This window comes from Nocardia sp. NPDC050408, assembly GCF_044458905.1.
GTDB lineage: Bacteria > Actinomycetota > Actinomycetes > Mycobacteriales > Mycobacteriaceae > Nocardia.
Map to the genome: position 1 here is coordinate 1 of NZ_JBITIL010000044.1, position 11,809 is coordinate 11,809.

Annotated in this window: 12 protein-coding genes and 4 pseudogenes; 10 read left to right on the plus strand and 6 right to left on the minus strand. The window is 63.7% G+C overall.

The window, feature by feature from the left end:
* Positions 1-661: 661 nt before the first annotated feature.
* On the minus strand, positions 662-865 hold the full coding sequence (locus tag ACIBJI_RS42245) for a cold-shock protein (protein WP_194815528.1): 204 nt from the start codon (positions 863-865) through the stop codon (positions 662-664).
* A 233-nt stretch (positions 866-1,098) separates the two neighbouring features.
* Entirely contained in the window at positions 1,099-1,716 is a 618-nt protein-coding gene (locus ACIBJI_RS42250) for a CAP family protein (RefSeq protein WP_397088810.1), read from the minus strand.
* 432 nt (positions 1,717-2,148) lie between these two features.
* On the opposite strand from ACIBJI_RS42250, the pseudogene ACIBJI_RS42255 reads away from it, so the two are divergent.
* The 7 genes and pseudogenes from ACIBJI_RS42255 to ACIBJI_RS42285 all read left to right on the plus strand — a co-directional run.
* Positions 2,149-2,652 (plus strand): annotated as a pseudogene (locus ACIBJI_RS42255) (reverse transcriptase/maturase family protein); the annotation flags it as partial.
* Positions 2,647-3,177 (plus strand): group II intron maturase-specific domain-containing protein, encoded by a 531-nt coding sequence (locus ACIBJI_RS42260; RefSeq protein ID WP_397088820.1) that lies wholly within the window; start codon positions 2,647-2,649, stop codon positions 3,175-3,177. The pseudogene ACIBJI_RS42255 and the gene ACIBJI_RS42260, both read left to right, overlap by 6 nt.
* A gap of 58 nt (positions 3,178-3,235) precedes the next feature.
* Positions 3,236-4,069: a TY-Chap domain-containing protein gene (locus tag ACIBJI_RS42265; protein WP_364354492.1), complete on the plus strand. Its 834-nt coding sequence runs from the start codon at positions 3,236-3,238 to the stop codon at positions 4,067-4,069.
* A gap of 458 nt (positions 4,070-4,527) precedes the next feature.
* Positions 4,528-4,806 carry a helix-turn-helix transcriptional regulator gene (locus ACIBJI_RS42270; protein ID WP_364354586.1) on the plus strand — a complete coding sequence of 93 codons (279 nt, stop codon included), beginning with the start codon at positions 4,528-4,530 and terminating at the stop codon, positions 4,804-4,806.
* A complete protein-coding gene (locus ACIBJI_RS42275) occupies positions 4,803-5,339 on the plus strand; it encodes a hypothetical protein (protein WP_364354489.1) in 537 nt (178 codons plus the stop codon). Before ACIBJI_RS42270 ends, ACIBJI_RS42275 begins: the two co-directional genes overlap by 4 nt.
* On the plus strand, positions 5,339-6,007 hold the full coding sequence (locus tag ACIBJI_RS42280; RefSeq protein ID WP_364354486.1) for a GPP34 family phosphoprotein: 669 nt from the start codon (positions 5,339-5,341) through the stop codon (positions 6,005-6,007). The genes ACIBJI_RS42275 and ACIBJI_RS42280 overlap by 1 nt, the downstream gene beginning before the upstream one ends.
* Before the next feature lie 161 nt (positions 6,008-6,168).
* A complete protein-coding gene (locus tag ACIBJI_RS42285) occupies positions 6,169-6,315 on the plus strand; it encodes a hypothetical protein (RefSeq protein WP_364354483.1) in 147 nt (48 codons plus the stop codon).
* Positions 6,316-6,317: 2 nt separating this feature from the next.
* On the opposite strand, the pseudogene ACIBJI_RS42290 reads toward ACIBJI_RS42285, so the two are convergent.
* Positions 6,318-6,470 (minus strand): annotated as a pseudogene (locus tag ACIBJI_RS42290) (Tn3 family transposase); the annotation flags it as partial.
* A 32-nt stretch (positions 6,471-6,502) separates the two neighbouring features.
* Between ACIBJI_RS42290 and ACIBJI_RS42295 the strand changes: the two are divergent.
* Positions 6,503-6,742, plus strand: a complete 240-nt coding sequence (locus ACIBJI_RS42295) for a hypothetical protein (RefSeq protein WP_364354480.1) — start codon at positions 6,503-6,505, stop codon at positions 6,740-6,742.
* Between the two features lie 3 nt (positions 6,743-6,745).
* On the opposite strand, the pseudogene ACIBJI_RS42300 reads toward ACIBJI_RS42295, so the two are convergent.
* Positions 6,746-6,984, minus strand: a pseudogene (locus ACIBJI_RS42300) (PadR family transcriptional regulator); the annotation flags it as partial.
* Positions 6,985-7,105: 121 nt separating this feature from the next.
* Between ACIBJI_RS42300 and ACIBJI_RS42305 the strand changes: the two are divergent.
* Positions 7,106-7,512 (plus strand): annotated as a pseudogene (locus ACIBJI_RS42305) (nuclear transport factor 2 family protein).
* 141 nt (positions 7,513-7,653) lie between these two features.
* Complete coding sequence (locus ACIBJI_RS42310) at positions 7,654-9,489, plus strand: acyl-CoA dehydrogenase (protein WP_397088814.1); 1,836 nt, start codon at positions 7,654-7,656, stop codon at positions 9,487-9,489.
* Positions 9,490-9,671: 182 nt separating this feature from the next.
* Here the strand turns inward: ACIBJI_RS42310 and ACIBJI_RS42315 are convergent, their stop codons facing one another.
* A complete protein-coding gene (locus ACIBJI_RS42315) occupies positions 9,672-10,613 on the minus strand; it encodes a ketopantoate reductase family protein (protein ID WP_397088816.1) in 942 nt (313 codons plus the stop codon).
* A gap of 9 nt (positions 10,614-10,622) precedes the next feature.
* Positions 10,623-11,809 (minus strand): MFS transporter (locus ACIBJI_RS42320; RefSeq protein ID WP_397088818.1); only part of this gene is annotated, 1,187 nt, incomplete at its 5' end.

Genomic DNA, 11,809 nt, shown 5'->3' on the forward strand with positions numbered 1-11,809 from the left:
CCGGATGCGACGCCGTTCCTACCGGCGCGCGACGAACCCGAACCAGGAGACGCCGCCGCGTGACGAGCAGTCGTTCACGGCGTGTTCGCGTTCCATTTTTGCAGGCGTGCGCCGCTTTTCCGGGACCGGACCAGCTTGTTGAATGCTTGGCGGAGCTGGATGATTCGGATTCCTCCTGCCACGGCCATGACCAGTAGCCCGACACGGCGGCGACCAGGATCGCGACCCCGATCGGCAGTGAAATGCCACCCAAGGAAGCCGAGCCGAACGAACGCTGGTCGTGTTCTGAACTACGAAAATCAGGAGCACGATCAGGAATGCGCCGCCAGCGGCCAGGCTCACCCAGATGCTGCCCGCTCTGGTGCGGGAAACCCTGGTCGGCGGCGGCAGCGGGGGCTGGTCGGAGGCGACGGTGTGCGCGGTGCTTCGTCGCGCTCAGGACGTAAGGACGGTTTACCTTGCTCGGCAGACTCCACAATGCTCTCCTCAGTTCGCGACATCAGCGGAACATCGGGCGTTGTGCGCCGCTCTCATGCGGGCTTCCGCTCTAGCGGAGTAGCCCAACTGTCACTTCCGAACCAATCCGGAGTCGGCCGCCGCCACACGAACGAGAAAAGGCTCCGCACCTCAATGGTACGGAGCCTCTACCAAGTCACGCTGATCAGATAGCGCGGACGTCCTGCGCCTGCGGACCCTTCTGGCCCTGGCCTACCTCGAACTCCACGCGCTGGCCCTCGTCGAGGGACTTGAAACCCGCCCCGCCGATAGCCGAGTAATGCACGAAGACGTCAGGGCCGCCTCCGTCTTGAGCGATAAAGCCGAAGCCTTTTTCACCGTTGAACCACTTCACACTGCCTTGAGCCATGTTGTTTACTACTTCTTTTCTGTAGGTGAGCCGTGCAGACCACTTCGATCCACCCAGTCTCAACCGACAACTATGCCACAACCCGCACGATCGCGCGCCCGGGCTCACAGCCGATGGGCCAGGCCCGCCTGCCCTCGACTACCCGAGGGCCCAGCGACCGAGCTCTATCCGCCGGGCACCACGCCCGACGGCCGGATCCGCAATCCCTTGTGCCGGTTCGTCTCGGCCCGCAGCTATACCGGGCGACCGACGTTCTGCTCGAACTGCCCCTGGAAATTCCCCGCCGGGCTGTATCGGGCCACTACATATACGGTGGCCGAGGTACCAGAGATGGTGCCTTTTCGACAGTTGACCGCAGCTGCGGTGACCTGTTTGGTGGACTTCCACGCCACCTGGGTGAAGTGCCCGGTCGCGCCGGAAAAGACCGGGTTGTTGTAGTTGTCCTTGGAGGATTCCGCCATCCAGGACGCGAGCGCTTTCTTGATGGCGCCAGCGGTGTCCAGGCCGTTGTAGAAGTAGAGGTTCTCCCCGTACTTCCCACCGGAATTGGAGTGCTGGAACTTGTATGTGCTGGCCCACTGGAGGGTGCCCGGGTACAGGGCATCGCTCCAGGTCAGTGGCGGCGCACCGTACTGGGCCCGCACCTTGTTGTGTGCGGTCAGAACTTCGTTTTTGAAGGCGGGGGTCGGGCCCGCCGCCTGCGCCGGAACGGCATTCGCGATCGATCCGCCGATCACGGCAGCCACGGCGACAACGATCGCGGCGCAGGAGTTCCACACCGGAGTCCCCCGTCTGCGAAGGCTCGGTCGCTCGAGTCGGCGAAGGGTGAGGAATTTCAGGAGTTCGCGCATACACATCTCCAATTCAGCGGTGTCGAGATCTTTGGAACGGACCGCCTCCGATCCCGGCGCGAGTCCGCGAGTAGCCGTTGATTCGGTGCCGGCGTATCCGAGGATTGACGATTCACAGACACGAATGCCGCAGGTAGGGCGGGTTCACCTTGGGTCGGAGCCGAGCACCTGCCCGCGTCCATCTGAGCTGCTGCGCGGCGCGCGTTCGACCGTCGCGGCGAGCTACCCGACCGAACATCCGCTCATGCCGAGAAGCGCGCATCCAGCGGGTACGCGCTCAAGGTGGGCAGACCCCGAGTCGTCAGAGCGCGTTTCGATGCTCACCAGGGTGCCAACCGCTAACGGCAAGTTTGAGTTTCACCCATCGGCCGTCGGGTGGTGAGCGACAATCGCTAGGCCAGACGTCGAGTGCGATCAAGCACTGAGGAGACCGAACCGATTTTCGAGGCCGACTTCGAGCCGGTCTCCTACGGGTTCCGGCCCAACCGGCGGGCCCAGGACGCGATCGCCGAGATCCACTACTACGGCACCCGTGGTTACCGCTGGGTGCTGGATGCGGATATCGAGGCGTGCTTCGACCGGATCGACCACACGGCCCTGATGGACCGAGTTCGATTGCGGGTCAGGGACAAACGCGTCCTGATGCTGGTTAAGGCGTTCCTGAAAGCCGGGATCTTCACCGAGCTCGGCGAGCATCAGGACACGATGACCGGCACCCCGCAGGGCGGCATAGTCTCGCCGCTGTTGGCCAACGTCGCGCTGAGCGTGCTCGATGAGCAGGTGATGGCGCCGTGGAAGCGGGGCGGGACGATGGCCAGCGAGGCCAAGCGGGCCTACCGTCGCCGGAAAGGGTTGCCGACGTGGCGGATCGTCCGCTACGCCGACGACTTTGTCGTGCTGGTCCACGGGACCGAGTACGACGCTGCGGCGATGCGCGAACAGATTCTGCGTGGTTGGTCCAACTGCTTCAAGCATGCCGTTGCGAAGAACCGGTTCGCCGTTCTCCAGAAGTTCGTATGGAAACGGATGATCGTAATGTTGCAGACCCGGCACCGCTGGAACTGGACCGATATCCGCCGCCGCTACACCACCCGCACTGGGCGGTGGCTGCCCATCACGGCGGCGGACGGGACCGTGTTGTTCGACCTGAACAGCGTGACGGTCAGCCGTTATTGCTGGCGCGGACTGACGGCAGAAACCGTGGAGAGCCCGTTGCGTCGAGAGGCGCACGGCGGGTTCGGCGAGAGGTTCGGGGAAACGGAGCAGGAGCAATCCCGCCACCGCGCCCCGGGCCTACTCAGCGATCTGGCGCTGTGTTGCTCAGTGGCTCAACAGGGTTCGCTTTCTTATTTGACTGAACTATCAAACTTGTTCTCGCTGTCCAGGAGAACCCCATTCCGGAACCGACAGAGGGTTTCGCGCTGTAGTGCAGGGGCGTCAACGCGGCGCTCGCACGTGTAGTCGTCGCACTGCGCCGAGTGTGTTCGCATCGCTCGGCGGAAAGTGTGGTGGATAGAGTGTGACCGTGCGTCTCGGCGATGGGGAAATCAGAAGTCTTGTAGCGGAATTCAGTGATCTGGCGCGTCGGTCCGGAAGTGAAGGGGTAAGTCGCTCCGTCGAGCTTGCGGATCGGCTGGAAGCCGACCAACTCGTGGAGGTGTTCCGGACTGCCCGTGGCATCGCCTTCGATGAGCTGGGGCCCGAGCACTTGTTCGGCGGCTCCGGTCCGTGGTACCGGTGGCAGATATCGGATGTCTTGCTTCAGCTCGAACACCACAGCTGGAGTGTTCGGATGTCGTTGGTGCCCAAGGAAGAAACCGAGAGGGCCGAGCACCGCGCCTGCGAGTGGGGCGATCGCGACTACGTCGCCGCCGAGGTCGGTGTTTGGGTCGCCGAATTCGACAACGGTGGCATGTGGAACGGATATTCTCCCGGAGGCAAGCTGGCTCCGGACTGGGATACCTTCCAGGAGTGGGCAACCGATACGCTCCGCACTCTCGAGTCCGACCTCACGATCCTCGATATGGATCTGTCGTTCCTCATGACCCCGGTACATGGTGACGCGAGGAGTATTCAAGTCTTCATCGAACCCGGGAGGATCCATGCCGTCGCGTCTCAACCGCACTACATGGACCGGGAGATCCTTGGCTCCCTCGGGTGGCAGACGGGGAACAGCGACGCCTGGTTCGCGGTTCGTGAAGCACCGAGCCACGAGGATGTGCAGTACCTGGCCGATCTCATCACCACCACCTTGCGCGCCTACGGGCTGGAGTTGAACCAGATCGAATACTCCACGACCTGCAGGTACTCAGACTGGGTCAACCTACTGGGCTTGGGTTTGGGCCACCTCTGATCGTTCCCTCGCACCGCTCGACGGAAATTGACGGGCAGGAATCTTCCGGGCAGCCGCCCGCCTGCCGGAACTGATGAACGTCGGCATGAGGCGCGGTGCCGGTATTTCATCGGGTCCGTTTCCTCATGCCGCGTTCCCGAACCGGACGTGCCAGTTTCCCGGCATCCGGCTCTCCGGCAACCATCGCAGCCGAAGCTGCGCTGGATGTCCGATCCCGTTACGGCTCTCCGCATTTCGCGTACCTCCCGGCTCCCGGACATCCTGCGCGAAGCCCTGCTGCGGTGCTGCATCTGAGCACCGGGGGTAGCCGCAGTATCGACAAGACAGCGAAATGCTGGTCAGAGAACATTCGTGAGCATCTCGCAAGGCCCTCGCGGCTATCGACGCCTTCGCAGTTCAGCGTCACCGGGCTGCTTCCACCATTGACGAAATGTTGGGTTTATGCAACAGTTTGTTGTGTGACTCCCATGAGGCGTGGGAAAAATCTTCCCATTTACAACCGCATCGGGGTATTACGTGCCGAGCGGAGAATGAGCCGGGCCCAGCTTGCCGAGGCGATCGAGGTGAATCCGCAGACGGTCGGGGCGCTGGAACGGGGCGATCACTATCCGAGCCTCGATCTGGCGCTGCGGATCTGCGATGTGTTCGGCTTGCCGGTCGAGGCGGTGTTCTCGCGGAAGGAATTCGCGCCGCTGTCCACGGCGGTCTACCGGAACGACGGAGGGGATATTCGATGACGCACCCGAATCTGCTGGAGCGCTACCAGGCTCGCCGGACACGCCGGTTCGAGTTCTACGCCGAGCGCTGGGCCCATATGTTGCCGCGGTGGCGGACGCGTCGCCGCCGCCGGCTGCTAGTGGTGGTCCTCGCGACGATGTTCCTGGCTCTGGCGGTCGTCGCGGTGCTGATCGCGTGCGGTCTGGAGCGGGGACCTCTGCTGTGGGCGCCGGTCTGTCTGCTGTTCTTTCCGCTGTGGATATCGCTGCAGCTCGTCTCGGGACGCCAAGCCGACGCGCCCCTCGGCGCTCTGGACGAATGGGAGATCGAGCAGCGCAACGCGGCTCGCTCGGTGGGGCTCACCCTCACACAGACGCTGGCGATGATTCCTGCGATCTGGCTGATCGTCGTGGGCGGATTCACCGACCTCGACAATATCCAGGCGGCCTACGCGGGCGGGGTAATGCTGCTGACCGCGCTGCTCGTCGGCGCCTGCACCCCGACCATGATCCTGGCCTGGACCCGGCCCGACCCGGAACCGGAGGACGAGTGATGAACCTGCTCACCGGAGACGTGATGCTGCTGCTTCTCGACGAACGTACTGGGCACTCGATGGCCGACAGCACCCGTACCCCAAGGATTCTCGCCGGAGCAGTGCTGCTGGACCTGATCGACGCCGGGGCAATCCGGCTGGCCGGGCCGGGCAACGAGGCGAAACCGGGCCGGATCGTGGTGAGCACGAACAAGAGTGCCGATCCGATACTGGGCGACGCGCTCGCCAGGATCGAGGCGGCTCGTTCGATGAAACCCCGAGCTGCGATTGAGAAACTGTCGAAGGGGTTGCAGCCGAAGGTGTTGCACCGGCTAGCGGACGAGGGCCTGGTACGCGTCGAACACCACCGGGCACTGGGCATCTTTCCCCGGACCGCCTGGATGCCGAGGGGACACCGCAAGGAACTCCGGGACCGGCTGACACCGCCGTTCGCACACCCTGACGCCCCTGTCGAGCCTCGCGCCGCCGCCTTGATCTCGCTGTTGTCGGCGGCCGACGCGGTGCCGAAGATCTTCCCCGACCGCGACCGCCGAGTGGTGACGCAGCGGGCCAAGGAGATCGCCGCCGGGAACTGGGCCTCGAAGGCGGCCAGGGACGCGGTGCAGGCGGTCGACGCGGCGCTCACTGCCGCCGTCGTGGTGAGTGCCGTGGCAACGGGCTCAGCGTAGGTTCCGGGTACAGGGACCGAGACCGCCGAAGCCAGTCCGATCGGCGGCTGGCTGCCGCCCAATCATCTCGACCGCAGTCTGCTGCTTTACGGCCCGCTCGGGACAAGTTGCTGCCTGGGCTCTTTCCGACTGCTCAGCACTCCCAACCGGCGCATCGGCCAGTGGAAGCACCGCCCGACGGCACCGTCACCACCCTCGATCAAGTCGAGGCGCGCGCACCCCTGCTCGCGGGACTCATAGGCTGGTCCCGACTCACGCTCGAAGCCAACTTCACTGCTTTCCTGGACGCCATCGACGCCGCCCTGTGAACGCGACATAGAAAGACCGTCTTCTGGGCACGGCCGAGCTCGATCATCGCCTGATATGTCGGATGGTTGGCGTTGGCCTTCATGAACCTGCGCAGGATCGCCTCCGTCGAGGCGGTGCCGGTGCGGATCGCGGTCGCGTACTTCACCATCTGGTCCTACTTCCTTGCTCGACGACGCGATCCACGCCATGAGCCCGGCCGCAGGCGACGGCGCCAACATCGCCCTACGCGACGCCGCCGCCCTCACCACGACATTGACCGGTGCAGCCGCCCGCCGCCCGCTGCACGCCGCCTTGCGCGACTACGAACAGACCATGGTGCCGCGGTCGAGGAAAGCGAGCACGGCGAGGCGACCGAGCTCGTCGGAGGCGGCGGTGATGGCTCCTCGGCACCGCAGTCCTGCCCCGAATACGCAAGGCCTGGACTGATCACCGTTGTAGAGCTGCTCGCCCTGCCGCGGTGATCGCGTGCAGGCGCTTGTGGGGCGGCGCTCCTGTTCGACCCGCGTCTCGATGAGCCCGTCGGCGGCCATCTTCTCGAGTTCCTTGTACAGCTGCTGTGGCGTCGACATCCAGAAGTTTGCGACCGAGGCATCGAAGCCTTTGGCCAGGTCGTATCCAGACGCCTCTCCCTCGAGAAGTGCGGCCAGCACCGCGTTGCGTAGCGGCATCGGGTCAGGCTATCACGAGGCTTGTCTAATCAATTAGTTGTCTATTAATGGTCTGGACATGGAGGCAATGCGGGGCTACGGTTCCTCTCAATACTCAACTAATTGTCTATAGGAGGTGTTCATGCATCCGTTCCGTGAAGGGGTCGAGGCCCGCGATACCGCGGCCAACGAGGCGCTGCTGGCCGACGACGTCGTGTTCACGAGCCCGGTGGCTCACAGGCCGTACCGGTAAGACGCTCACCGCGGGGATTCTGCGCGCGGTGATCGAAGTCTTCGAGGACTTCGTCTACGTGCGTCAGATCGAGTCCGAAGACGGCCACGAGCACGCCTTTCGAGGCCGCCGTCGACGGCAAACAAATCACCGGTTGCGACTTCTTGCATTTCGATGACGACGGCAAGATCGATGACTTCATGGTGATGGTGCGTCCGCTCTCGGCGGCGCAGGCGCTGGCAATGCGCATGGGGCAAAAGTTCGACATCAAAGCTGAGGCCACCGCATCGCTCCTGCAGGAGACGACCGACGTCTGAGTCGAGGGCGGGCGTCGATCTCGCTCACCTGATCGCAGCCGCTCGGCACGGCCGTCGAGCTGCCAGGCTTCTCCTTCGCGAGCCGTCGGCAAGCAGTTTCACAAAGTTATTCGGTGCCGCAGTGCACCACGAAAGGTTCCCATGGGTCACTACAAAAGCAATGTCCGCGACCTCGAGTTCAATCTGTTCGAGGTGCTCGGCCTCGACGCGATCCTGCGATCCGGTGACTTCGCGGGCTTGGACTCCGACACTGTTCGCGCCATGCTCGCCGAAGCGGCGCGCCAGGCCGAAGGGCCGGTGGCCGAATCGTTCTCGGACGCGGACCGCCATCCTCCGGTCTTCGACCCGGTGACCCATACGGTCGCTATACCGGACAGCTTCAAGAAGTCGGTGCGGGTCTGGCAGGACTCGGAGTGGTTCCTGCTCGGAATGCATCAAGACCTCGGGGGTTCTGCGGCGCCGTGGCCGGTGACCTGGGCGCTCAACGAGCTTCTGCTCGGGGCCAATCCCGGCGTGTTCTTCTACATGCTGGGGCCGGTGATGGCCGATGTACTCTACCGCGTCGGCAACGACGAGCAGAAGCGGTGGGCGAAGCTCGCGGTCGACCGCCGGTGGGGCGGGACGATGGTGCTGACCGAGCCGGACGCGGGCTCCGATGTCGGCGCCGGCCGCACGACGGCGTACCAGCAGGACGACGGCAGCTGGCACATCGACGGTGTCAAGCGTTTCATCACCGGCGCCGAGTCGGACGACTTGGCGGAGAACATCTTTCATCTGGTCCTCGCGCGTCCCGAGGGAGCTGGGCCGGGCACCAAGGGATTGAGTTTGTTCTTCGTGCCGAAGTTCCATTTCGACCCGGCAACCGGAGAACTCGGCGACCGTAACGGGGTGTTCGTCACCAACGTCGAGCACAAGATGGGCCTGAAGGTTTCGGCGACCTGCGAGCTGACCTTCGGCGCTCACGGTATACCCGCCAAAGGCTGGCTGGTCGGTGACGTGCACAGTGGAATCGCCCAGATGTTCAAGGTGATCGAGAACGCACGCATGTCTGTCGGCACGAAAGCGATCTCGACACTGTCCACCGGATACCTCAACGCCCTCGACTACGCGAAGTTCCGCGTGCAGGGCCCGGATCTGACCCGGATGACCGACAAGACCGCGCCACGAGTGGCGATCATTCGACACCCCGACGTGCGCCGCAGCCTGATGATGCAGAAGGCCTACGCCGAAGGACTGCGCGCGCTGTACATGTACACCGCCGCGCACCAGGATCCGGTCAGCGCGGCACAGGTTTCCGGCGCGAAACCGGACATGGCCCGGCGCGTGAATGATCTGCTGCTGCCGGTGGTGAAGGGGGTCGGCTCCGAGCGGGCCTACCAGTACCTGACCGAATCGTTGCAGACTTTCGGTGGTTCCGGGTTCCTACAGGATTACCCGATCGAACAGTACATTCGTGACTCGAAGATCGATTCCCTCTACGAGGGCACCACTGCGATCCAGGCCATGGACTTCTTCTTCCGCAAGATCGCCCGCGACCAGGGCGTCGCCTTGGCCCATCTGCAGGCCGCGATCTCGGACTTCCTCGAATCCGACAGCGCGGACCCACGCCTGGCAGGCCTGCGCATCAGCTTGGCGACGGCACTCGGACATGTCCAGGCGATGATCGAAAGCCTTTTCGCTTACCTGATGGCTGCCCAGGAACGACCGGAGGAGCTCTACAAAATCGGCCTCGCATCGGTGCGATTCCTGATGGCGTTCGGCGACCTGTTGATCGGGTGGCGGTTGCTCGAGCAAGCCGAAATAGCCCTCACGGCCCTGGACGGCCGACCCTCCGACCTTGATCGCGAATTCTATGAGGGCAAGGTCGCCGTGGCCGACTTCTTCGCGACAACCGTCCTTCCAGACCTCGCCGCGGCCAGACAAGTGGTGGCGTCGGCGCAATCCAATCTGATGGAGCTTTCCGACGGGGCGTTCTGAGGCTCACCCGCAGAGTTGATCGCTGCAGAGAACGCCGGCAATGATTGGGGGATGAATCATCCCGGCATTTCCGGAGATTTTGATGTTCCCCGGGTTTCTCGGAGTCAGCGATCTATCCACGGCGCACCGTGCCTCGCGACCGCATCCACGCTCTGCGAGGTCTCCTACGGCATGGTGGCAGTCTATGTGCCTACGACTATCGTTCTCGGGGTCAGGGTCGCGGCATGCACACGAAGCCTGACCGTCGCCGCACGAAGGAGCGGTGTCTCGATCTCCAGCCGGCCAGCGGTCGTCAGAAGATCGCCGAGGATCGTCTCGACCTCGGTGCCTCTCCCGTCCAGGAAGTCTCGGTAGAGGGAGGTCGTGAATTGTGAGCCGGGGGTGGTCAGCGTCGTGGTCACGCGTGCGATTGCTTCGGCTCGGACGGGGTGGCCGGATCGTTCGAAGACTACGGCGGTTTCGTCGATGATCGCGGTGATCGCCGCCGAGCCATCGTCTTCCGCGACGATCCGGCCGACCGGTCCGCCGAGCAGGACGGTCGTGATTGCGCCGGCGGCCATGAAGAACCATTTCTCCCACATGTCCTGCTCGATCGTCGACGAGATGGTGTGTTCGATCTCGGCGGCCGAGAGTTCCGCTGCGATCTGGTCCAGAACCGGAGTTCGGCTTCCGTCGAGCTCGCCATATGCAATGTTCGCGCCAGCGGCGAGCATCAGAATCCGCCCCCGCGCGTCCTGCTGAGTTGCGACGATACCGACGCCGCCAAGGGCTGCCCGTTCACCGAAGCGCTCGCGAATTGTTTCGATGTGACGAATGCCGTTGAGCAGCGGAAGGATCCTCGTGTGCTTCGCCACGGCGTGCGCGATGTCGTCCAGAGCCGGCAGCAGTGCGCCTGCCTTTACCGCCAGCAGCACCAGATCGTAGGGCTCTGTGAGTTCCGAGGCTGTCAGCGCATGGACTCGCGTGGTCGTCGAACCTTGCGGCCGCACGACAGTCAATCCATGCGCTCGGAGCTGAGGTACGCGCTGGCCGCGAGCGAGGAAGCTGACTTTGCGCCCAGCAGCGGCGAGTTCAGCACCGAAATATCCGCCTACTGCGCCGGCGCCGACGATAAGGATTCGCATGGGCTGCTCCTAACGCGCGAAAGACTTTCCTGTCCGTGGACGGGCAGTCTTCGCGGTATCAATGTTCGTTGGTTCGGCCGGCCGGTGGCGAATGAACAACACGGTGGGTATCACGATGGCGGCAATTATGGTGGCGGTGACCAGGGCGCTCAGGTGGGATGCGTCGGTGAAGGCCCGTCGGGCGCTGTCTGCGACGAGTGATGCGAGTTCTGTTGGGAGACGGGCGGAATCGTGGTTGCCGCGCTGTGCCGCGTCGACCACCGAGTCGATCGTCTGCTGCGGGAGATGGTGCTCGGTCAGCCGCTCGCCGAGTCCGTCGCTAAATTTGGTGGTCAGGATGGTTCCGGTCACGCTGGCGCCGAGCACGTTTCCGAGTTGCCGGAACATGTTGACCATCGCGCTGGCCATCCCTGCCTGGGACCGGTGGACGCTGATGACCGCGGCTGCGGTGGAGGGGGCTACGAGCAGTCCGGTCCCGATGCCGACAATGATGAGACCCGGCCACAGTCGGGAAGAATCCGGGCCTGCCTCGATCGCGCGTAGCGCGAAGATCCCTGCGGCCATGACGATCAAGCCGACCGTCAATATGACCTTGAAACCGATCCTGTGCGCGATTTTGCCGGCGAGGGCGCTGATGAGGATGAACGGCACGAACATGGCGAGCGCGCGGACACCCGCACCGAGCGGGGTGACACCCTGGACGTGCTGGCAGTAGAGGACCACGAGCAGGGATGTGCCGGTGAAGCCGAACATGGTGGTCGCGGCCACGGCCATGACCATGGTGAATGAACCCGATCGGAAGAGCTTGATGTCGATCATCGGATCGTGGTGCCGAGACTCGTACCAGGCGAAGATGACCAGCGAGACCGCGAAAGTGGTGTAGGCGCAAAGGATTGCAGTCGAGAAGTAGCCGAGTGTCTTGCCCTCGATAATGGCGAAAGCCAATGAGGCGACAGCGATCGTGCCCAGCATGAGGCCCACGGGGTCGAGCTTGCGGTCCGGTTGGCGACTTGCAGGCACGAAGAGAACGGCGCCGAGGAAGGCGATAACTCCGAGCACCATGTTGGTGACAAAGATCGAGTGCCAGGAATAGTGCTCCAGCAGGTGCGCCCAGAGATCAGGAGGTGATCGTTTTGCGGTCATGACCTGTGTCGGAAGCTCGTCGTCGCCTGCCGGTGTGAGTCCGGTCCGGGTAG

Bases quoted from the DNA above. Each gene is read 5' to 3' on its own strand.
- ACIBJI_RS42250 (WP_397088810.1), bottom strand. From the start codon at position 1,716: ATGCGCGAACTCCTGAAATTCCTCACCCTTCGCCGACTCGAGCGACCG.
- ACIBJI_RS42280 (WP_364354486.1), top strand. From the start codon at position 5,339: ATGAACCTGCTCACCGGAGACGTGATGCTGCTGCTTCTCGACGAACGT.
- ACIBJI_RS42315 (WP_397088816.1), bottom strand. From the start codon at position 10,613: ATGCGAATCCTTATCGTCGGCGCCGGCGCAGTAGGCGGATATTTCGGT.
- ACIBJI_RS42260 (WP_397088820.1), top strand. From the start codon at position 2,647: ATGCGCGAACAGATTCTGCGTGGTTGGTCCAACTGCTTCAAGCATGCC.
- ACIBJI_RS42310 (WP_397088814.1), top strand. From the start codon at position 7,654: ATGGGTCACTACAAAAGCAATGTCCGCGACCTCGAGTTCAATCTGTTC.
- ACIBJI_RS42245 (WP_194815528.1), bottom strand. From the start codon at position 865: ATGGCTCAAGGCAGTGTGAAGTGGTTCAACGGTGAAAAAGGCTTCGGC.
- ACIBJI_RS42295 (WP_364354480.1), top strand. From the start codon at position 6,503: ATGAGCCCGGCCGCAGGCGACGGCGCCAACATCGCCCTACGCGACGCC.
- ACIBJI_RS42275 (WP_364354489.1), top strand. From the start codon at position 4,803: ATGACGCACCCGAATCTGCTGGAGCGCTACCAGGCTCGCCGGACACGC.